The sequence below is a fragment of the Mycobacterium asiaticum genome, assembly GCF_001673635.1.
Lineage (GTDB): Bacteria > Actinomycetota > Actinomycetes > Mycobacteriales > Mycobacteriaceae > Mycobacterium > Mycobacterium asiaticum_C.
Genome location: NZ_LZMH01000044.1, coordinates 96,729 through 116,924, shown reverse-complemented (window position 1 = coordinate 116,924; position 20,196 = coordinate 96,729). Strand labels below are relative to the sequence as shown.

Annotated in this window: 18 protein-coding genes and 1 tRNA gene; 14 read left to right on the top strand and 5 right to left on the bottom strand. The window is 66.0% G+C overall.

Going from position 1 to position 20,196, the window contains the following annotated elements; translation table 11 throughout:
• Window positions 1-67: 67 nt before the first annotated feature.
• The 7 genes from A5645_RS13375 (at window position 68) to A5645_RS13345 (ending at window position 7,704) form a co-directional block, all read left to right on the top strand.
• The gene (locus A5645_RS13375) at window positions 68-814 is read left to right on the top strand and encodes a CoA transferase subunit A (protein WP_065037026.1); all 747 of its coding nucleotides are present in this window, start codon (window positions 68-70) and stop codon (window positions 812-814) included.
• A gap of 212 nt (window positions 815-1,026) precedes the next feature.
• Window positions 1,027-1,674, top strand: coding sequence for a CoA transferase subunit B (locus tag A5645_RS13370; protein WP_065037052.1), 648 nt, complete (start codon window positions 1,027-1,029; stop codon window positions 1,672-1,674).
• Complete coding sequence (locus A5645_RS13365) at window positions 1,671-3,248, top strand: carboxyl transferase domain-containing protein (protein WP_065129837.1); 1,578 nt, start codon at window positions 1,671-1,673, stop codon at window positions 3,246-3,248. The genes A5645_RS13370 and A5645_RS13365 overlap by 4 nt, the downstream gene beginning before the upstream one ends.
• Window position 3,249: 1 nt before the next feature.
• Window positions 3,250-5,241 (top strand): acetyl/propionyl/methylcrotonyl-CoA carboxylase subunit alpha, encoded by a 1,992-nt coding sequence (locus tag A5645_RS13360; RefSeq protein WP_065129836.1) that lies wholly within the window; start codon window positions 3,250-3,252, stop codon window positions 5,239-5,241.
• On the top strand, window positions 5,238-6,404 hold the full coding sequence (locus tag A5645_RS13355) for an acyl-CoA dehydrogenase family protein (RefSeq protein WP_065129835.1): 1,167 nt from the start codon (window positions 5,238-5,240) through the stop codon (window positions 6,402-6,404). The genes A5645_RS13360 and A5645_RS13355 overlap by 4 nt, the downstream gene beginning before the upstream one ends.
• Entirely contained in the window at window positions 6,401-6,898 is a 498-nt protein-coding gene (locus A5645_RS13350) for a MaoC family dehydratase (protein WP_065129834.1), read from the top strand. Before A5645_RS13355 ends, A5645_RS13350 begins: the two co-directional genes overlap by 4 nt.
• On the top strand, window positions 6,895-7,704 hold the full coding sequence (locus A5645_RS13345; RefSeq protein ID WP_065129833.1) for an HpcH/HpaI aldolase/citrate lyase family protein: 810 nt from the start codon (window positions 6,895-6,897) through the stop codon (window positions 7,702-7,704). Before A5645_RS13350 ends, A5645_RS13345 begins: the two co-directional genes overlap by 4 nt.
• A 24-nt stretch (window positions 7,705-7,728) precedes the next feature.
• Here the strand turns inward: A5645_RS13345 and A5645_RS28365 are convergent, their stop codons facing one another.
• Together A5645_RS28365 and A5645_RS13340 are read right to left on the bottom strand one after the other, a co-directional pair.
• On the bottom strand, window positions 7,729-8,004 hold the full coding sequence (locus A5645_RS28365; protein ID WP_081288333.1) for a DUF3761 domain-containing protein: 276 nt from the start codon (window positions 8,002-8,004) through the stop codon (window positions 7,729-7,731).
• Between the two features lie 142 nt (window positions 8,005-8,146).
• Window positions 8,147-9,355, bottom strand: a complete 1,209-nt coding sequence (locus A5645_RS13340) for an Rv1453 family transcriptional regulator (RefSeq protein ID WP_065037019.1) — start codon at window positions 9,353-9,355, stop codon at window positions 8,147-8,149.
• A gap of 132 nt (window positions 9,356-9,487) precedes the next feature.
• Between A5645_RS13340 and A5645_RS13335 the strand changes: the two genes are divergently transcribed.
• Together A5645_RS13335 and A5645_RS13330 are read left to right on the top strand one after the other, a co-directional pair.
• Complete coding sequence (locus tag A5645_RS13335) at window positions 9,488-10,996, top strand: flavin-containing monooxygenase (RefSeq protein WP_065037018.1); 1,509 nt, start codon at window positions 9,488-9,490, stop codon at window positions 10,994-10,996.
• Between the two features lie 7 nt (window positions 10,997-11,003).
• Entirely contained in the window at window positions 11,004-11,828 is an 825-nt protein-coding gene (locus tag A5645_RS13330) for an adenylate/guanylate cyclase domain-containing protein (RefSeq protein ID WP_065037017.1), read from the top strand.
• Here the strand turns inward: A5645_RS13330 and A5645_RS13325 are convergent.
• Complete coding sequence (locus tag A5645_RS13325) at window positions 11,825-13,006, bottom strand: hypothetical protein (RefSeq protein ID WP_155767996.1); 1,182 nt, start codon at window positions 13,004-13,006, stop codon at window positions 11,825-11,827. The two genes, A5645_RS13330 and A5645_RS13325, sit on opposite strands and share 4 nt — an antisense overlap.
• A gap of 121 nt (window positions 13,007-13,127) precedes the next feature.
• Between A5645_RS13325 and A5645_RS13320 the strand changes: the two genes are divergently transcribed.
• Window positions 13,128-13,814 carry a GAP family protein gene (locus A5645_RS13320; RefSeq protein ID WP_065129831.1) on the top strand — a complete coding sequence of 229 codons (687 nt, stop codon included), beginning with the start codon at window positions 13,128-13,130 and terminating at the stop codon, window positions 13,812-13,814.
• A 172-nt stretch (window positions 13,815-13,986) separates the two neighbouring features.
• Window positions 13,987-14,679: a cutinase family protein gene (locus A5645_RS13315; RefSeq protein ID WP_065037051.1), complete on the top strand. Its 693-nt coding sequence runs from the start codon at window positions 13,987-13,989 to the stop codon at window positions 14,677-14,679.
• Between the two features lie 64 nt (window positions 14,680-14,743).
• Here the strand turns inward: A5645_RS13315 and A5645_RS13310 are convergent, their stop codons facing one another.
• On the bottom strand, window positions 14,744-14,974 hold the full coding sequence (locus A5645_RS13310) for a type II toxin-antitoxin system RelE family toxin (RefSeq protein ID WP_065037014.1): 231 nt from the start codon (window positions 14,972-14,974) through the stop codon (window positions 14,744-14,746).
• A gap of 146 nt (window positions 14,975-15,120) precedes the next feature.
• A tRNA-Arg gene (locus tag A5645_RS13305) sits at window positions 15,121-15,194 on the bottom strand.
• Between the two features lie 188 nt (window positions 15,195-15,382).
• Between A5645_RS13305 and lipQ the strand changes: the two genes are divergently transcribed.
• The 3 genes from lipQ to A5645_RS13290 all read left to right on the top strand — a co-directional run bounded on the left by lipQ (window position 15,383) and on the right by A5645_RS13290 (window position 20,194).
• Window positions 15,383-16,639, top strand: coding sequence for an esterase LipQ (lipQ, locus tag A5645_RS13300; protein ID WP_065037013.1), 1,257 nt, complete (start codon window positions 15,383-15,385; stop codon window positions 16,637-16,639).
• Window positions 16,640-16,868: 229 nt separating this feature from the next.
• A complete protein-coding gene (locus A5645_RS13295; protein ID WP_065037012.1) occupies window positions 16,869-18,356 on the top strand; it encodes a WS/DGAT/MGAT family O-acyltransferase in 1,488 nt (495 codons plus the stop codon).
• A complete protein-coding gene (locus A5645_RS13290; RefSeq protein WP_065129830.1) occupies window positions 18,353-20,194 on the top strand; it encodes an HAD-IB family hydrolase/lysophospholipid acyltransferase family protein in 1,842 nt (613 codons plus the stop codon). Before A5645_RS13295 ends, A5645_RS13290 begins: the two co-directional genes overlap by 4 nt.
• Window positions 20,195-20,196 lie beyond the last annotated feature (2 nt).

Sequence of the window (20,196 nt, the reverse complement as noted above, 5' to 3'; positions counted from 1 at the left end):
AGTGGCGGCAATGGTATTCTCACTATCCAGTTAATGATTATTAACTGAAATCGGAGGCCCTGCGCCAATGGACAAAGTTGTGGCTACCGCTGCGGAGGCGGTCGCAGACATAACCGACGGGTCGTCCCTGGCCGTCGGGGGATTCGGCCTGTGCGGGATTCCGGAAGCGCTCATCGCGGCGTTGGCCGACCGCGGTGTGACCGACTTGGAGACGGTGTCCAACAACTGCGGCGTTGACGGTATCGGTTTGGGAGTGTTGCTGCAGCACAGGCGAATTCGGCGCACCATATCCTCCTACGTGGGAGAGAACAAGGAGTTCGCGCGCCAGTTCCTGTCCGGTGAGCTCGAAGTCGAACTGACCCCGCAGGGCACGCTGGCCGAACGGCTGCGCGCCGGCGGCATGGGAATTCCGGGCTTTTACACGCCGGCCGGGGTGGGCACCCAGATCGCCGACGGGGGACTGCCGTGGCGCTACGACGCCTCGGGACAGGTCGCGGTCGTCTCGCCGCCCAAAGAGACCCGCGAGTTCGACGGCGTCACCTACGTTCTGGAGCGGGGCATCCGCACCGACTTCGCACTGGTGCACGCCTGGAAGGGCGACCGGCACGGCAACCTCGTCTACCGGTACGCGGCCGGAAACTTCAATCCGGAGTGCGCGCCCGCGGGCAGGATCACCATCGCCGAGGTCGAGCATCTTGTCGAGCCCGGTGAGATCGATCCGGCCACCGTGCACACCCCGGGCATCTTCGTGCAGCGCGTCGTGCATGTGCCGAATCCGGAGAAGCGCATCGAGAAAGAGACGGTGCGCTCGTGACGTGTCTTTTGACTCTTCTCGCCGAGCGTCACGCCAGCGTGGCTCTCGGCATCGAGTGTCACGCCGGCGTGACGCCCGGCGGAGGATATAGGAGGAGTGGCGCCAGATGACCGCGCCGACGACGATGCAGAGCGCAGCGATGAGGAGGAGTGGCGCCAGATGACCGCGCCGACGACGATGCAGAGCGCAGCGATGAGGAGGAGTGGCGCCAGATGACTTGGACGAGAGACCAGATGGCCGCCCGGGTGGCCAGCGAGTTCGAGGACGGTCAGTACGTCAACCTCGGCATTGGCATACCCACGCTGATTCCTAACCACATCCCCGAGGGCGTCCACGTCGTCCTGCACTCCGAGAACGGGATTCTTGGAGTCGGACCTTATCCGCGGCGCGAGGACGTCGACGCCGACCTGATCAACGCCGGCAAGGAGACCGTAACGACCCAACCCGGTGCTTCGTTCTTCGGCTCGTCAACCTCATTCGGAGTGATCCGGGGCGGGCACCTCGACGTGGCGGTCCTTGGCGCCATGCAGGTTTCGGCCACCGGGGACCTCGCCAACTGGATGATCCCCGGCAAGATGGTCAAGGGCATGGGCGGCGCGATGGACCTGGTTCATGGCGCCCGTAAGGTGATCGTGGTGATGGAGCACGCAGCCAAAGACGGGAGCCCGAAAATTCTGGAGCGGTGCACGCTGCCGTTGACCGGGGTGGGTTGCGTGAACCGGATCGTCACCGAACTCGCGGTCATCGACGTCCGCGACGACGGACTGCACCTGATCGAGACCGCGACCGACGTGTCGGTCGAAGAGGTGGTTGCGAAAACTCAACCGCCCCTGATCATCTCGGAACTGGCGAACCAGTGACGACTATCGCCCCGTCGTTCGCCGACGAACATCGCCGGCTGATCGCCGAACTGAACGGCAAGCTGGCCGCGGTCGCACTGGGCGGTAACGAGCGGGCCCGCGAGCGCCATGTCAGTCGCGGCAAGTTGCTGCCGCGCGAACGGGTGGACCGCTTGCTCGACCCGGGCAGTCCGTTCCTGGAACTGGCTGCGCTGGCCGCCAATGGCATGTATGACGACGAATCGCCGGGCGCGGGAATCATCACCGGTATCGGCCGGGTGTCCGGGCGCGAATGCGTGATCGTTGCCAACGACGCTACGGTCAAGGGCGGCACCTACTACCCGATGACGGTGAAGAAGCATCTGCGCGCCCAGGAGGTCGCGCTGCAGAACCTGCTGCCGTGCATCTATCTGGTCGACTCTGGTGGCGCCTTTCTGCCGCGCCAGGACGAGGTTTTTCCCGACCGTGAGCACTTCGGCCGGATCTTCTACAACCAGGCCACCATGAGCGCCAAGGGAATTCCGCAAGTCGCGGCGGTGCTCGGCTCGTGCACGGCGGGCGGTGCCTACGTGCCGGCGATGAGCGATGAAGCCGTCATCGTCCGCGAACAGGGCACGATTTTTCTGGGCGGGCCGCCGTTGGTCAAAGCGGCCACCGGTGAGATAGTGACGGCCGAGGAACTCGGCGGCGGCGACCTGCATTCCCGGGTCTCCGGCGTCACCGACCATCTGGCCGACGACGACGAGGACGCATTGCGGATCGTCCGCTCGATCGCGGCGACCTTCGGACCGCGCGAACCCGCGCAATGGGAAATACGGCGCACCGTCGAGCCCAAACACGAGCAGACCGAGCTTTACGATGTCGTGCCTCCCGACCCGCGGGTTCCCTACGACGTACACGAGGTCATCGTCCGCCTCGTCGACGGCGGCGAATTCAGCGAATTCAAGGCCAATTACGGCAAGACGCTGGTGACGGCGTTTGCGCGCATCCACGGCCACCCGGTGGGCATCATCGCCAACAACGGTGTGCTGTTCAGCGAATCCGCGGTCAAGGGAGCGCATTTCATCGAGCTTTGTGACAAGCGCCGGATCCCGCTGCTGTTCCTGCAGAACATCGCCGGCTTCATGGTTGGCCGCGACTACGAGGCGGGCGGCATCGCCAAGCACGGCGCCAAGATGGTCACGGCGGTGGCCTGCGCCCGGGTTCCGAAGCTGACCGTGGTGATCGGCGGCTCTTACGGCGCGGGCAACTATTCGATGTGCGGGAGGGCGTATTCGCCTCGCTTCCTGTGGATGTGGCCCAATGCCCGGATCTCGGTGATGGGCGGTGAGCAGGCCGCCTCCGTGCTGGCCACGGTGCGCGGCGAGCAACTCTCCGCCGCCGGCAAGCCCTGGTCCGCTGATGAGGAAGAGGCGTTCAAAGCGCCCATCCGGGCCCAGTACGAGGACCAGGGCAACCCGTATTACTCGACCGCCCGGCTGTGGGACGACGGCATCATCGATCCCGCTGACACCAGAACGGTTGTCGGGCTCGCGCTTTCGGTGTGCGCCCACGCTCCGCTGGAACCGGTCTCCTACGGCGTCTTTCGGATGTGACATGTTTGACACAGTCTTAGTGGCCAACCGCGGTGAGATCGCCGTCCGGGTGATACGCACGTTGCGCCGTCTTGGTATCCGATCAGTCGCGGTGTACAGCGATGCCGACGCCGGCGCCCGGCATGTCCGGGCAGCCGATACCGCCGTTCGGCTCGGGCCGGCACCGGCGCGGGAAAGCTACCTCGATATCGGCAAAGTAATCGATGCCGCGCTGCGCACCGGAGCGCAGGCCGTTCATCCGGGTTACGGATTCCTCTCTGAGAACAAGGATTTCGCGGCGGCGTGTGACCGCGCCGGTGTGGTGTTCCTCGGGCCGTCGGCGCACGCGATCGAGGTGATGGGCGACAAGATAACCGCCAAGAATGCCGTCGTCGCCTTCGACGTGCCGGTGGTGCCAGGCATCGCGCGGCCCGGGCTGACCGATGACGAACTGGTCGCGGCGGCCGACGAAGTGGGCTATCCGGTGCTGGTCAAACCGTCGGCGGGAGGTGGCGGAAAAGGGATGCGACTGGTCAAGGAGCCGGCGCGCCTACCCGAAGCCCTGATCAGCGCCCGCCGGGAGGCGGCGTCCGCGTTCGGTGACGACACCCTGTTCCTGGAGCGTTTCGTGCTGCGGCCCAGGCACATTGAGGTTCAGGTGCTGGCCGACACGCACGGCAACGTGGTGCACCTCGGCGAGCGCGAATGCAGCCTGCAACGACGCCATCAGAAGGTCATCGAGGAGGCGCCCTCACCGCTGCTGGACGCCGCGACTCGGGCGCGGATCGGCGAAGCGGCCTGCAACACCGCCCGCAGCGTCGACTACGTCGGCGCCGGCACGGTGGAGTTCATCGTCTCGGCCGACCGGCCCGACGAGTTCTTCTTCATGGAGATGAACACCCGGTTGCAGGTGGAACACCCTGTCACCGAAGCGGTTACGGGGCTCGACCTTGTTGAGTGGCAGCTGCGGGTGGCCGCGGGTGAGAAGCTCACGTTCGCGCAGGACGACGTCGAACTGGGCGGCCACGCGATCGAAGCCCGGGTGTACGCCGAGGACCCCGCTCGCGGATTCCTGCCGACCGGTGGTCAAGTGCTGCAGGTGATCGAGCCGTCCGGAGCCGGGGTGCGCGTGGACTCCTCACTGCTGGCGGGCACGGTGGTCGGCAGCGATTACGACCCGATGCTGAGCAAGGTGATCGCCCACGGCGCGGACCGCGACCAGGCGCTGGCCCGGCTCGATAAGGCGCTGTCGCAGACCGCCGTGCTGGGGGTGCAGACGAATATCGAGTTCCTGCGGTTCCTGCTGGCGGACCCGCGGGTGCAGGCGGGCGACCTCGACACCGCACTGCTCGACGAGCGGCTGGCCGATTTCGAGCCGCTTGCCGTTCCCGACGACGTGTTCGCCGCCGCCGGCCTCTACGTCCAGTGGGCACTCGACCGGCGTGCCCGGGGCGACCTGTGGGCCACGCCGAACGGCTGGCGTATGGGCGGTACCGCAGCCCCGGTCCGCACCGCGATGCGTACCCCGCTGCGCAGCGAAACCGTGTCGGTGTGGGGTGTGCCCGGATCGGCCACCGTTCAGGTTGGGGACGGTGAAACTACCGGTGCGACTGCGCAGCTCGAGCACGGCCAACTCGTGGTTACGCTGGACAGTGTGCGCCGCGAGTACCGGTGCGCGGAGGCCGACCGGCATTTGTGGATTGGTGATGAGCGGGGCACCTGGCACATCCGGGAGGCCGAGGAGCACAAGATCGACCGCGGGGTGGGTGAGCGGCCGGCCGAGGTGGTCAGCCCGATGCCGGGCAGCGTCATCGCCGTGCAGGTTGGTTCCGGTGACGAGGTGTCCGAGGGCGACGTGGTGGTGGTCGTCCAGGCGATGAAGATGGAACACGCACTGGCAGCACCGGTTTCGGGTCAGGTCGAGATCCTGGTGGCCGTTGGGGACCAGGTGAAATTTGAACAGGTATTGGCCAGGTTCGTCCCGGCCGACCAGAGCAAGGAAAAAGAACAATGACGACAGCGATCAGCGCGGGCACCTTACCCAAGGAATACGAGGAACTGCGCGACACGGTGGCCGATTTCGCGCGCACCGTGGTCGCACCTGTCTCGGCCAAACACGACGAGGAACACAGCTTCCCCTATGAAGTGGTCGCCAAGATGGCCGATATGGGTCTGTTCGGCCTGCCCTTCCCCGAGGAATACGGCGGCATGGGCGGCGACTACTTCGCGCTGGCTCTGGCCCTGGAGGAACTGGGCAAGGTCGACCAGTCGGTAGCCATCACCCTGGAAGCCGGTGTCGGGCTGGGTGCGATGCCGATTTACCGCTTCGGCAGCGAGGAACAGAAGCAGAAGTGGCTCCCGGACCTGATCGCAGGCCGCGCGCTGGCCGGGTTCGGACTTACCGAACCCGGCGCCGGATCCGATGCCGGGGGTACCCGCACCACCGCCCGTCTCGACGGTGACGAGTGGATCATCAACGGCAGCAAGCAGTTCATCACCAACTCGGGCACCGATATCACCTCCCTGGTCACCATCACCGCGGTGACCGGCAGCCTGGCCGACGGCAAGAAAGAGATCTCGACGATCATCGTGCCCAACGGAACACCGGGTTTCACCGTCGAACCGGTCTACAACAAGGTCGGCTGGAACGCCTCGGACACCCACCCGCTGTCCTTCGACGACGCACGGGTGCCGGTCGACAATCTGCTCGGCGTGCGGGGAAAGGGTTACGCGAACTTCCTGTCCATCCTGGATGAAGGCCGCATCGCAATCGCCGCGCTGGCCACCGGGGTGGCGCAGGGCTGTGTCGACGAGAGCGTCAAGTACGCCAACGAGCGCCAGTCGTTCGGCCAGCCGATCGGTTCGTATCAGGCGATCAGCTTCAAGATCGCGCGGATGGAAGCGCGGGCCCACGTCGCCCGCACGGCCTACTACGATGCGGCCGCGAAAATGCTTGCCGGCCAGCCCTTCAAGAAGGAGGCGGCGATCGCCAAGATGATTTCTTCCGAGGCGGCCATGGACAACGCCCGGGACGCCACGCAGATCCACGGTGGCTACGGCTTCATGAATGAGTATCCAGTGGCGCGCCACTACCGGGACAGCAAGATCCTCGAGATCGGGGAGGGCACCACCGAGGTGCAGCTCATGCTCATCGCACGATCGCTGGGGCTGTCATGAGCGGTGCCAAATCCGTTGTCCAGCGCGGGTTGTGGTTTGAGGAGTTCGAGATCGGGACCACCTACCTGCACCGGCCCGGCCGTACCGTCACCGAGGCCGACAACGTGCTGTTCACCACCCTGACCATGAATACCCAGTCCCTGCACCTGGACGCGGCGTGGGCCGCCGATCAACCCGGCTTCGGCGGCGAGCGGCTGGTGAACTCCATGTTCACCTTGTCGACTCTGGTGGGATTGTCTGTCTCGCAGTTGACTCTGGGCACCATCGTGGCCAACCTCGGATTCTCCGAGGTGTCCTTTCCCAAACCGGTCTTCCACGGCGACACCCTCTATGCCGAGACGGTGTGCACCGGCAAGCGGGAGTCGAAAAGCCGTCCGGGCGAGGGCATTGTCACGCTGGAGCACACCGGACGCAACCAGCATGGCGATGTGGTCGCGCGTGCCGTGCGCACGACGTTGGTACAGAAGCGGCCCATTGATGGAGAGCCGCAATGAGTTTGCGCGAGACGGGCCCCGCTTGGTTGTTCTGCCCTGCCGACCGTCCCGAGCGGTTCGCGAAGGCAGCGGCGGCCGCCGACGTGGTGATTCTGGACCTGGAGGACGGGGTGGCGGCGGCGGAGCGGGCCGCCGCGCGCGTCGCGTTGCGCGAGACCCCGCTGGACCCGCAACGCACCGTGGTGCGGATCAACGCTGCCGGTACCGAAGACCAGGCGCTCGACCTGCAGGCCCTGGCCGAGACCGCCTACACCACGGTGATGCTGCCCAAGACCGAGTCGGCGGCCCAGGTGGACGCGCTGGCGCCGCGCGATGTCATCGCGCTGCTGGAGACACCGCGCGGTACGATCTTCGCCACCGAGATCGCGGCCGCCGAGGGCACTGTCGGAATGATGTGGGGCGCCGAGGATCTGGTGGCCACTCTGGGCGGCAGTTCCAGCAGACGGCCCGACGGCACCTATCGGGACGTCGCACGCCACGTCCGGTCGACGGCCCTGCTGGCGGCGTCCGCATTCGGCCGCCTGGCGCTGGACGCGGTGCACCTGGACATCCGGGATCTCGACGGCTTGCGAGAGGAGGCCCTCGACGGCGTGGCTGTGGGCTTCGACGTGACCGTGTGCATCCACCCCAGCCAAGTTCCCGTGGTACGCAACGCCTATCGGCCTAGCGACGAGAAATTGGATTGGGCGCGCCGGGTTTTGGACGCCGCGAAGACAGAGCGTGGAGTGTTCGCGTTCGAAGGCCAGATGGTCGACTCCCCGGTGCTGCGGCACGCCGAAGCGATGCTGCGTCGGGCCCCCGGCTAGCCCCCGCCTAGCCTCCGGTCGGCCTCAGCTCGTCAGCCACTGCTTGACGCCGCCGTGGCCCGAACAGGTGCCCGAGCGGTGCGTGCTGTGGGAGTACGTGCCGTCGCCGCAAATGGCTGTGGCGCCATCGGACCCGCCGCCCGCCGAAGGCGAAGCGATGCACTGCCCGTCCGAGTTCTCGTAGTAGCTGTGACTGCAACTGCCAAGAACGGTCGTCGATCCGCCCGCACTGATCGCGGGTGCCGCGAGCAGCGTCCCTCCCGAAATAGCCAGTACCGCAGCAAAAAGCCGAACGCGCATCGTCCCACCTGTGAAGATTGAGCCTGAAAAGTCGACGGGTCCCCACCCGGAAATTCAGACAGTAGCGGGTTGACGGTTATGGGCGTGCCGGATTCGGGAAATGAGCCGACCCGGCGCCCCCCGGTTCCGGCAGGGTGCGCCGTCACCTGCCGCGCCAGCGCAGCACATCCAGCGCGACCGCCACGTTGACGCTGCTCTCAGCCAGTGGGCGCGGCAGCAGCTCGTCCGCCCGCGCCAGCCGGCGCAGCAGCGTGTTGCGGTGGGTGTACAGCCGCGCCGCGGCGCGTGAGGCATTGCACTGCTCGTCGATGAAGATCCGGACGTATTCCTGGAGTTCACCACCCGCCGACTCGAGGTCACCGAGGGTGTGGCGCACGAATTCGCCGGCGCGGTCGGTGTCCGCGGTGAGCAGGGCGACCAGCTCGACGTCGGCGAACTGGGCGATGCGTTGCGGCGAGTGCAGACGAGCCATCATCTGCTGGGTGGTGATCGCATCGAAGTGACTGCGCCGGAATCCGTCGATCCCCTGGACCGTCGGGCCGATGGCAACGCGGACATCGGGCATTGCTGCGATCGAATCACGCAGCAGCGCAATATCGATCGACCCACTCGGGATCCATACCCATCGGGTGGCGGTGCTGGCGAGGACCGTCAGCGGTCGTACCCGCGCGGCATGCCCGAGCGCCTCGGCGGCCGCATCCAGCCTGGCCATGTCGGCACCGGGATCGTCGCTCCAGATGACGGCCGCGGTGTGCGGGCCGGTCAATGCGTACCCGAGTCGCGCCTCGGCCCGTTTGCGCGTGATGGGGGCACCGTCGAGGATCAGCGCGACGGTCTCCCGCCGCTCGGCATGAGTTCCGCGGGTGAGGTCGTCGAGCTCCTGATCGATCTGGGCGGCGATGCCCGCCAGCGTGGCATCGATGTATGCGCTGATCGAGCGGGAGCAGACGTCGAGCAGCTCGTGGAGTTCCGCGGGATCAGACGTCAGCTCGAAGGCGATCTCCATCAGCCGGCGCCAGGCCACCGCTTCGCCGACGCGGTAGGCGTCGAGGGTGAACGCGGTCAATCCGCGGCGGGCGACTTCGCGGGCGATGTTCATCGGCTCCGGACCGGTGTTCGGCGGCACCGGCGCCCCGGGGTCGCGCACGTTCGCGGCTCCCCAGAAATACATGTTGGCCCGGTTGCTTCGGCTGACCGCCGCGGCCAACTCGGGATCGGCGGCTATCTGGGGGCTCGCCGCCAGGACCTCCGCATCGAGTTCGTCCAGCCACTCGGCGCGCGGGTTGACCGTGATCTGCGCGCACTGCCGAATCAGCTCCCTGACCGGCTCGGACGGACGTTTCCACGGCATTTAGCCACAGTAATGTGCTGGTGCAAGATGCACCACCTACGCCGGTGAATTGAGAAGAAATGTACTTGGTTGGTGGTGTCCGGTCCGGCGACCATTGACCCAATCGCATCCCGCCGATCAGGAGCCAACGACATGTCCCACCCGTCCGCAGACACCGTCGAACACGTCGACGTCCTCATCATCGGCGCCGGTATCTCGGGCATCGGCGCCGCGTACTACCTGCAGCGGGAGCACCCGGGTCGCAGTTACGCCATCCTGGAAGCGCGCGGTGCCACGGGCGGCACCTGGGACCTGTTCCGCTACCCGGGCATCCGTTCGGACTCCGACCTGCACACCTTCGGCTACGAGTTCAAGCCCTGGCGCGACGACCACGCCATCGCGACGTCCGACAAGATCCTGGCCTATCTGCGCGAGACCGCCGCCGAGAACGGCATCGACGGCAAGATCCGGTTCCACCACAAGGTGCGCGGCGCCGCCTGGTCGAGCGCGGACGCACGCTGGGTTGTCGAGGTGGAGCGCACGGACGTCCGGCAGTCGGTGCAGATCAGCGCCAACTGGCTGTTCTGCGCCGGCGGCTACTACCGCTACGACGAGGGATACACCCCGCACTTTGAGGGACGCGACCGTTTCACCGGTCAGATCGTGCACCCACAGCACTGGCCCGAGGACCTGGACTACGCGGGCAAGAAGGTCGTCATCATCGGCAGCGGCGCCACCGCCGTCACCCTGGTGCCGGCGATGGCCGAGCGGGCCGGGCACGTCACCATGCTGCAGCGCTCACCGACCTACATCATGCCCGTGCCCTCAAAGGACGTCTTCGCCAATGCGGCCAAGGCACTGCTGGGCGACAGACTCGGTTATGCGCTGGCCCGCCGCAAGAACATCGCTCAGCAGCGTGCGGTGTATCAGTTCTGCCAGAAGCACCCGTCCTTGGCTCGGAAGATCATCCGCCACCTCAACGCCAAGCGACTGCCCGAGGGCTACCCGGTCGACGAGCACTTCAGCCCGACCTACAACCCGTGGGATCAGCGACTGTGCGCGGTGCCCGACTCCGACCTGTTCCGGGCGATCAGCAATGGCAGTGCGTCGGTGGTGACCGACCGGATCGCCACCTTCACCGAGACCGGCATCGAGCTCGAATCCGGTCGCCAGCTCGATGCCGACATCATCGTCACCGCAACGGGTTTGAACATGCAGGCCTTCGGTGGGATTTCGCTCACCGTCGACGGCGCAGCGGTCAACCTGCCCGAGCGGGTGGCCTACAAGGGGATGATGCTCTCCGACGTGCCGAACTTCGCGTACGCGATCGGCTACACCAACTCCTCCTGGACGCTCAAGGTCGGACTGCTGTGCGAACACTTCTGCCGGTTGCTCAGCCATATGGATGCGCACGGCTATGACACCGCGCGTCCCGTCCTCGACGACCCGGACATGCAGACCCGGCCCTTCATGGACTTCGCGGCCGGCTACGTCCAGCGCGTAGTGCACGAGCTACCCCGGCAGGGCACCGACCAGCCGTGGCTGACGTCGATGAGCTACCACGCCGATGTGAAGCTGTTGCGCGACAATGACGTGGTCGACGCGGCGCTGCAATTGACGGCCTCGGCCGACATTCCCAGCCGGGAGGCGGTCCCGGCATAATCGTCGAGTGAGCGCGACAGTTCTTTGGGCGATCATCGCCCTCACCGAGTTCGCCGTGCTGATCGCGGCCGGTGTTGTGCTCATCGTCTCGCGGCACCAGCTGAGCGGAGCGCGAAAAGCGCTGGCGCGCTTACGGTCGGAGGGTCCACACCGTCGTCGCCGCCGGCCCGGCGTGGCTCCGCTCGCGGTCAAGAGAGTCTGGCGGACTGCGGACTCTCTGATAAACAAGGGGCTTGGCGCCACCGTGCGTAACTCGGTCGAGGACCTCGCCGGCTGGGCCCGAGTCGAACGGCCCGATCTCGCGAGGATTACAGCGGACGGCAACGTCGTCATCGCCTTCTCCGACATCGAAGGGTCCACCGAACTCAACGAGGAACTCGGCGACAGGGGCTGGGTGAAACTGCTGGAACGCCATAACAAGCTGATCGCCAAGCAGGTTGACGGTCACGGTGGCCACGTGGTGAAAACGCAGGGCGACGGTTTCATGATCGCCTTCCCTGACCCCACAAAGGCCGTCCTGTGCAGCATTGCCGTGCAGCGCGCGCTGCAGGCAGAACCGGAACGGTTCAACGACATTCGCGTGCGGATCGGCCTGCACATGGGCAGCTCGGTGCGACGCGGAGACGATCTTTTCGGACGCAATGTCGCTATGGCCGCAAGAGTCGCGGGTCAGGCCGACGGGGGTGAGATTCTCATTAGCGAGTCGATTCGCGACGAGATTCAGAACTCGCGTGAAATCGCGTTGGACACACCTCGCGAGGTAGAGCTCAAGGGCATCCGCGGCACACACCAGCTGTACCCGGTGATGTGGTCGGGTGCCGACAACAGCTAGGGGATCTGCCGTACCCGGTCGCCGATATTGACCCGCACCTGCGGGCGGACCGGCGCGTCGTCACCGGCCGACTTCGCGTTGCCGATCTTCTCCCGCACCGGAATGGGTTCGCCCAGTTCGGTTTCAAGCATCTTGGTGATCGACTCGTCAATGGAATCGAACGGTCCGAGGTCGTCGGTCTGCCCACCCGCGCGGGCCAACCCGGTCAAGGCCGGGTATTGCAGTTTCGCCGGTGTGTACGTCCGGAACGTCACGGCCCGCGATAATTTCGGCTGCACCTCAACGACTTTCACGCGCAGTTTCTCGACCGGCAATTCGCCGATCACTCCACCGGTCTCCGGGTCCAGGATTTCGTCTCCGCCGTCGGCCATCACCGCGAACACCATGTCGGGCGCCAGGCCGTGTTCTGAACCGCGGTTCATGATCAGGGTGTATTCGTCTTCGACCCGGGCGACGCTGCCGGTGATCAATCCCGGGGCTTCGTCGTCTCTCGTCGTCCGTTCTTGCGGTATTGCACCGGGCCCGTCGCTCGCAATGATGCGGGGCGGGGGAGCGTCGCTGATGTCCACCGACTCCCACTGGCGTACCGACTGCTCTGCCGTACCCAGCGACAACTCGGTCGCGGTCTTGGCTCGCACCACCTCGATCAGTGCACCCTCTTTGCTGCCGCTTTCCAGGTGATGCTGCGCATCGGCGAGGCGGTCGTCGACGTAGCGAACCGACTTCTTCAAATGCAGGGTCGCGTAGAGCGCGTTCTGCGTTGCTTTCGCGAGGCTCTGGCTGAGCTCTTGTCCGGCGTACCAACGAGTTCCGAGGATGCCCAGCGTGATGCAGAGGCCAGGAACAAACGCAATGACGCACGCCTGCCCGATTGGATTGCCCGGGAAGGCGAGAGCACCGAAGATGCTCAGGCCGGCGAGTCCGCCCAGGATGGCGAGTTTTTGGACCGGAGATGGTCTGAGCTCGGCCAGCCGGGCCAGCCGTCTGCCCAGGCGGGCCAACCATCTGCCCAATAGGGACAGTCCCGCGCCCAGATGAGACAGCCCGTTGGCCAGGTGCGTCGGCCAGGTGGCGAATACGGCTTTCAACTGGGCCCGACCGTTGCTCGCCGGTGCGCCGGCAGCCAACGGCTGCCCAGGGATCTCGGAGCCAGTTGCAGGTGGTTCGCCGTCAGCCACCTTGTCATCATCGCACCGGAGAGCGAACTGCGAGGGCTTAGACACCGCTGGGTCTCGGCGCGCCGATGGTACGGTCGCGGCGACATCCGTGCCGATACACAAGACGGAGAAGCCTGCCACCATGTGGATCACCATCCTGGTGATGGCCATTGCGGTGAGCCTCGAACCGTTCCGGATCGGTATGACGGCGTTGCTGCTCAACCGGCCCAGACCGATGCTGCAACTGCTGGCGTTCCTCTGCGGGGGCTTCGCGATGGGCATGACGGTAGGCCTCGTGGTCTTGTTCGTATTCCGCAGACGGCTCGCCGATACGAATTACCTCACGCTGCCCAGGGCGCAACTGATCATCGGTGGGTTGGCCATGTTGGTGGGCGCGGTCCTGGCCACAAATATCCTGCTGGGCCGGGTCAGGCGCCAGCCGCAACTCAATGCGGTCGTTGCCAGAATCGGTTCGCTGCGGCCGATCGTCTGGCTGCGACAGCTGCTCGAGGGACGTTCGCTGTGGGTGGCGGCCGCGGCCGGTCTGGGCTCGGGCCTCCCGTCCGTGGATTACTTGGCTGCATTGGCGGTCATCCTGGCCTCCCGCGCCCCGGCTATGGCTCAGGTGGCCGCGCTGCTCGCGTTCCATGCGATGGCCTTCGCTTTCGTGGAGATTCCGTTGCTCGGATACCTCCTGAAACCCGAAGCGACGCGGCGGGGAGTGGCCAGGCTCAACTCCTGGATCCGATCACGTCGCCGCCTGGAAGTTGCCATCCTGCTGCTCGCGGTCGGTGGCGTGCTCGTCACCCTCGGTGTCGTGGGTAACTGACTCAGCCGCCCGCCGGCGAGTACCACCGGCTGTTCCGGCTGGCCGAGCGTTCCTACGGCGGCTACCGCGATTATCGTGAAAGACCGCGGCAGAGGGCAGCCGGATCCCCATATTCCGGCTGAGCCCGGCCACCTAGCTCACCCGACATTGAGATGAGGCAGTGTTTTTCGTGATGAGACGACGATCATTTCGCCGGTTCGTGGCTGCGGCCGGCGTGGCGGCGGGGGTGACCGTTCCTGCCGTTCTAGCGCTTCCGTCCGCAGCGGCCGCGCCGTGTCCCGACGTCGAGGTCGTTTTCGCCCGAGGGACCAACGAACCTCCCGGGGTGGGCGGTATCGGAGGGTCCTTCGTCGACGCGGTGCGTTCCCGGGTTGGGGGCCGCTCCTTCAACGTGTATGCGGTCAACTATCCGGCCAGCGATGACTTCGGCAATCCCAATTTTCCGAAGACGGTTGTCGACGGCATCCGGGACGCCAGCTCACACATCCAGTCGATGGCCGGTTCCTGCCCCAACACCCGGGAGATACTGGGCGGATTCTCCCAAGGTGCGGCGGTCGCCGGCTACGTCACTTCGGCCGCGGTGCCAGACGGCGTGCCCGCCGCCTCCGTTCCGCAACCCCTGGCACCAGACGTCGCCAACCATGTCGCCGCGGTAGCACTGTTCGGCACACCATCCCCGCAGTTCTTGAGTCACCTGAACGCACCGCCGATCACGATCGGTGCCGCCTATCAGCCCAAAACGGTGCAGCTGTGCGCACCGGGAGACGGGATCTGCGGCGCCGGCAGCGACCCCGCGGCGCACGCTTCCTACGGGGTGAACGGCATGACCGGCCGAGCCGCGGACTTCGCGGTGGGCCGCCTGTAGGACAAGATCGGTCGACTGATTAGGCCTCGGACGGGCTCTGCGCGGCTGAACACCCCGACGACTGTCAGCGTCGTTGCTCGTCGTCAATCCGATAGATCACGCGGTACGTTCCCCGGCGGGCACTGTGACGATCTTCGAGCGGCGGCCGCAATCGCTTACCGACCCGATGTGGGTTGTCCAGCAACGGTCCGGTGATGAACTCATAGGCCGCGAAGGCCACGGACTCCGGAAGGGTCTCAGCCAGCTGTCGTCTCGCGGTCGGGGCGACGACCAATTCGTATCGCTGATCGGTCACTTCCCGGCACGACGCGCTTGCATCGCTGCGGCGAGTTCGTCTTGAGTTTCACCTTCGCTTCGAGCCAGTTCGGCATCAGCTTCACTCAGCGCCCGCACCGCAGCAGAGTCGGACAGGACGCCAATGGTTAACACACACCCCATTAGCGCCCCCGGCACGACTCGAACGTGCGACCTAGGGATTAGAAGGCCCTTGCTCTATCCACCTGAGCTACGGAGGCAATGTGCAGGTCAGTCTATCCAACGGCCGAATCCCTGGCCGCGACCGCAACAACACACGCCCGAAAGATGTTTCAGAGGGCCATTTACGGGTTATTGTGTGAGCCTCGACACACGTACAACATCGGCCGGCAATCGGCCGTTAACCGCAACGAGGCGTGTGCCTGACGTCGAGGGGTGGAACCTAGTTATGTGCTTGTCCAGTGTGACTGCGCGGTGCTCGCGGGTCGGTGCTGAGGCGCTACGACAGGGTGCTCAGATGGCGGCCGACGCCAAGGACACCTATCGGGCCGGGGCCCTGCTGCTGCGTGGATCGCCATTCGCCGCCGGGTGGATCGCCGGCTGGCTGGCCACGGAGTTCCCTCCGCACGTCGTGACCGGGCACGCGTTGTGCCGGATCGCGCCGCCCTCGATCAACCGGGTCGGCACCACCTGGGCGGCGCAGCGTGCCGACCTGGCGCTCACCGCCGCTCTGGAGGACTCTTTCGGGTCCAGCTTCCGCGAGCAGGTCTACCACCCGACCACCGACCCGTCCGTCATTCGCCGTAGCCGGCTGCCGCGGCCCAAGCCGGGCCCGCACCGCCGCTACGCGGCCAAGACCTCCAACATCTCCTACGGGCCCGGCGGCACCGAGCATCTGCTCGACATCTGGCGCCGCCCCGACCTGGCCCCCGGTCACCGGGCGCCGGTCCTGATCCAGGTCCCTGGCGGCGCGTGGAGCGTCAACGGCAAGCGACCGCAGGCGTACACGCTGATGAGCCGGATGGTCGAACTCGGTTGGATCTGCGTGTCTATCAACTACAGCAAGAGCCCGCGGGCCAAGTTTCCGGCCCACATCATCGACGTCAAACGAGCCATCGCCTGGGTCCGGGAGAACATCGGCGACTACGGCGGCGACTCGGACTTCATCGCGATCACCGGCGGATCAGCGGGCGGACACCTGGCGTCGCTGGCCGCCCTGACCCCCAACGACCCGAGGTTCCAGCCGGGCTTCGAGCGTGCTGACACGACAGTCCAGGCGGTCGCGCCGTACTACGGGGTGTATGACTTCACCGACCTCGAGAACATGCACGAGTTGATGCTGCCGTTCCTCGAACAGTTCGTCATGAAGGCACGCTACGACCACCAGCCAGAACGGTTCATCGAGGCCTCGCCGGTCTCCTATGTGCACAGCGAGGCCCCGCCGTTCTTCGTGTTGCACGGCGAAAAGGACGAGCTGGTCCCCAGCGGCCAGGCCCGGGCATTCTGCGCGGCGTTGCGCGGCGCCGGTGCGTCGACGGTCGCCTACGCCGAACTGGCCAACGCCCATCACGCGTTCGACATCACGCCGACGGTCCGCTCCCGGCTGGCCGCTGACGCCGTAGCCGACTTCCTCGGCGTCGTGTACGGGCGGCGGGAAAGCTCGTTGCTCGACTCCTTGGCGCTGTCGGCGACCCCGGCCAGCTGAACCGTCGTACCCCGCCCGGGCGTCGCCAAAGCAATATCGGTGCGCCACAGCGTGTCTCGCGACCCGGCGACTGCCGCCCACGGTACTGAGTGCATCGTCACTTTGACCACCGCCGGAACCGGACTAGCGTTGGGCTGGCATTCTGGTGGCGGGGCCCGATAGCAGGAGGATTGATCGGCGGTGAGAGGGTTGAGGTGCGCAGAAACCCGGCTCGCGAAGGGTCCCGATCATGGCTGAATCCAGGGCAGAATCCGGCGGTGCCGTCAAGCTGCCCGACGAGCTCGGACCGGTCGACTATTTGATGCACCGGGGCGAGGCCAATCCACGGACTCGCTCGGGCATCATGGCGCTGGAAATCCTCGACACCACACCGGATTGGGAACGCTTCCGGAGCCGGTTCGAGAACGCCTCCCGAAAGGTGTTGCGGCTACGGCAGAAGGTCGTGGTGCCGACGTTGCCGACGGCGGCGCCGCGCTGGGTGGTCGATCCCGATTTCAACCTCGACTTCCACGTACGACGGCTCCATGTCAGTGGGTCCGGCACCCTGCGCGAGGTTTTCGATCTGGCCGAGGTGATGCTGCAATCGCCGTTGGACATTTCGCGGCCACTGTGGACAGCCACCTTGGTGGAGGGGTTGCCCGACGGCAAGGCGGCAACGCTGCTGCACCTCAGCCACGCGGTCACCGATGGTGTCGGTGGGGTGGAGATGTTTGCCGAGATCTACGACCTGGAGCGGGATCCCGGTCCCCGGCCGGTCCCGCCGCAACCCATCCCGCAGGATCTGACTCCCAACGATCTGATGAGACAGGGCCTCAACCACCTGCCGGTCGCATTGGTCGGCGGCGCGCTCGGCGCTTTGACCGGTGCGGTGACGGTGGCCGGGCGCGCGGTACTGGACCCGGTCTCCACGGTCTCGGGCATCGTCGGCTATGCGTTGTCGGGCGCGCGGGTGATGAATCGAGCCGCGGAGCCGTCGCCGCTGCTGCGCCGGCGCAGCCTGACCACCCGCACCGAAGCGATCGACATCCGGCTGTCCGACCTGCACAAGGCGGCGAAAGCCGGCGGCGGGTCCATCAACGACGCCTACCTTGCCGGGCTGTGCGGGGCCTTGCGGCGCTACCACGAGGCCCTCGGCGTGCCGATCAGCACGCTGCCCATGGCGGTCCCGGTCAACCTGCGGTCAGACGGTGACGCGGCCGGCGGAAATCAGTTCACCGGCGTCAATCTGGCGGCTCCGGTGGGCACCGTCGACCCGGTCGCCCGGATGAAAAAGATCCGGGCACAGATGACACAGCGCCGCGACGAACCGGCGATGAACATCGTCGGCTCCATCGCGCCCGTGCTCAGCGTGCTGCCGACGGCGGTGCTCGAAGGTCTCAGCGGTTCGGTGATCGGTTCTGACGTGCAGGCCAGCAATGTCCCGGTATACCCGGGGGACACCTTCATCGCCGGTGCGAAAGTGCTGCGGCAGTATGGTATTGGGCCGCTGCCCGGTGTGGCCATGATGGTCGTGCTGATTTCCCGCGGCGGGTGGTGCACGATCACCGTGCGCTACGACCGGGCTTCGGTGCGAAAAGACGAGCTGTTTGCGCAGTGCCTACTCGAGGCGTTCAACGAGATCCTCGCGCTGGCCGGTGATCCGCCGCCGCGCGCCGTGGCCGCCTCGTTCGAGGCCGAGCCTTCTGATGCGGCCGCTCGATCGGTGTCGGGTTCATGAGCGCCGACGAGAAGGACGACGCAGCGCGTCAGCCGTCCAAGGATCTGCGGTTGCCCGGTTCGGTGGCCGAGATCATGGCCAGCCCACCGGGTCCCAAGGTCGGTGCGTTCTTCGACCTAGACGGGACGCTCGTGGCGGGCTTCACCGCGGTGATCCTGACCCAGGAGCGGCTGCGTCGCCGCGACATGGGCGTCGGGGAGCTGCTCAGCATGATCACCGGCGCGCTGAATCACACCCTGGGGCGGATCGAGTTCGAGGACCTCATCGGCAAGGCGTCCATGGCGCTGGCCGGAAGGTTGCTCACCGATCTGGACGAGATCGGTGAGCGGCTGTTCAACCAGCGGATCGAATCCCGGATCTACCCGGAGATGCGCGAATTGGTGCGCGCGCACGTCGCTCGCGGACACACCGTGGTGCTGAGCTCCTCAGCGTTGACCATTCAGGTCAACCCGGTGGCGCGCTTTCTTGGCATCACCAACACCCTCACCAACAAGTTCGAAGTCAACGAGGACGGGCTGCTCACCGGCGGCGTGGTCAAGCCGATCCTATGGGGACCCGGCAAAGCCGCTGCGGTGCAAAAGTTTGCGGCCGAGCACGACATCGACCTGAAGGAAAGCTACTTCTACGCCGACGGCGACGAGGACGTCGCCCTGATGTATCTGGTCGGAAATCCACGGCCCACCAACCCCGAGGGCAAAATGGCGGCGGTCGCCAGACGGCGGGGGTGGCCGATCCTGAAATTTGAGAGCCGCGGGGGCGTGGGCCTGCGTCGGCAGATCCGCACCCTGGCGGGTTTCAGTTCCATGTTCCCGGTCGCGGCGGGCGCCGTGGGACTGGGACTGCTCACCCGCAACCGACGGCGCGGCGTCAACTTCTTCACGTCGAATTTCTCGTCGTTGTTATTGGCCACCTGCGGTGTGCACCTCAACGTGATCGGACGGGAGAACCTCACCGCGCAGCGTCCCGCAGTCTTTATCTTCAATCACCGCAACCAGGTTGACCCGGTCATCTCCGGCGCGTTGGTCAAAGACAACTGGGTCGGGGTGGGCAAGAAAGAGCTGGAGCGCGACCCCATCATGGGCACTTTGGGCAAGTTGCTCGACGGGGTGTTCATCGACCGCGACGACCCGAACTCCGCCGTGGAGACGTTGCACACGGTAGAGGAGCGCGCCAGGAACGGGCTGTCCATCGTCATCGCCCCGGAGGGCACCCGGCTGGACACGACGGAGGTCGGGCCGTTCAAGAAGGGGCCCTTCCGCATCGCGATGGCGGTCGGAATTCCCATCGTGCCCATCGTGATTCGCAATGCCGAGATCATCGCGTCCCGCAACTCCACCACGCTGAACCCGGGCACGGTCGACGTCGCGGTGTTCCCGCCGATCCCGGTGGAGGACTGGACTCTGGACACTTTGCCGGACCGGATCGCCGAGATCCGCCAGCTCTACCTGGACACGTTGGCGGATTGGCCGGTTGACGAATTGCCCGAAGTCGCCCTGTACAACAAGCCCGCGAAGAAGGCCCCGGCCAAGAAGGCGGCCGCAAAGAAGGCGTCGGCCAAGAAGGCCGCCGCAAAGAAAGCCCCGGCCAAGAAGGCCGCCGCAAAGAAGGCCCCGGCCAAGAAAGCCGCCGCGAAGAAGGCGGCTGCGAAGAAGGCTGCGCCGAAGAAGGCCGGCAAGATCACCCCGCGGACGACACCCAACAAGACCCCGCACGAATCCAGTGTCGACTTGAAAGACGATGTCCACCTTGAGGATCACGTCGTGCAAAGCAACGGCGAGGCGCAACAATCCAGTACGAATCAGGCCGACGCCGTCGACCCTTCGACCCCTAAGCCCTGAGG

Excerpts from the sequence above, each read along its gene's own strand:
- A5645_RS13375 (WP_065037026.1), top strand. The coding sequence starts at position 68 with ATGGACAAAGTTGTGGCTACCGCTGCGGAGGCGGTCGCAGACATAACC.
- A5645_RS13370 (WP_065037052.1), top strand. The coding sequence starts at position 1,027 with ATGACTTGGACGAGAGACCAGATGGCCGCCCGGGTGGCCAGCGAGTTC.
- A5645_RS13360 (WP_065129836.1), top strand. The coding sequence starts at position 3,250 with ATGTTTGACACAGTCTTAGTGGCCAACCGCGGTGAGATCGCCGTCCGG.
- A5645_RS13355 (WP_065129835.1), top strand. The coding sequence starts at position 5,238 with ATGACGACAGCGATCAGCGCGGGCACCTTACCCAAGGAATACGAGGAA.
- A5645_RS13350 (WP_065129834.1), top strand. The coding sequence starts at position 6,401 with ATGAGCGGTGCCAAATCCGTTGTCCAGCGCGGGTTGTGGTTTGAGGAG.
- A5645_RS13345 (WP_065129833.1), top strand. The coding sequence starts at position 6,895 with ATGAGTTTGCGCGAGACGGGCCCCGCTTGGTTGTTCTGCCCTGCCGAC.
- A5645_RS28365 (WP_081288333.1), bottom strand. The coding sequence starts at position 8,004 with ATGCGCGTTCGGCTTTTTGCTGCGGTACTGGCTATTTCGGGAGGGACG.
- A5645_RS13340 (WP_065037019.1), bottom strand. The coding sequence starts at position 9,355 with ATGCCGTGGAAACGTCCGTCCGAGCCGGTCAGGGAGCTGATTCGGCAG.
- A5645_RS13335 (WP_065037018.1), top strand. The coding sequence starts at position 9,488 with ATGTCCCACCCGTCCGCAGACACCGTCGAACACGTCGACGTCCTCATC.
- A5645_RS13320 (WP_065129831.1), top strand. The coding sequence starts at position 13,128 with ATGTGGATCACCATCCTGGTGATGGCCATTGCGGTGAGCCTCGAACCG.
- A5645_RS13315 (WP_065037051.1), top strand. The coding sequence starts at position 13,987 with ATGAGACGACGATCATTTCGCCGGTTCGTGGCTGCGGCCGGCGTGGCG.
- lipQ (WP_065037013.1), top strand. The coding sequence starts at position 15,383 with ATGTGCTTGTCCAGTGTGACTGCGCGGTGCTCGCGGGTCGGTGCTGAG.
- A5645_RS13295 (WP_065037012.1), top strand. The coding sequence starts at position 16,869 with ATGGCTGAATCCAGGGCAGAATCCGGCGGTGCCGTCAAGCTGCCCGAC.
- A5645_RS13290 (WP_065129830.1), top strand. The coding sequence starts at position 18,353 with ATGAGCGCCGACGAGAAGGACGACGCAGCGCGTCAGCCGTCCAAGGAT.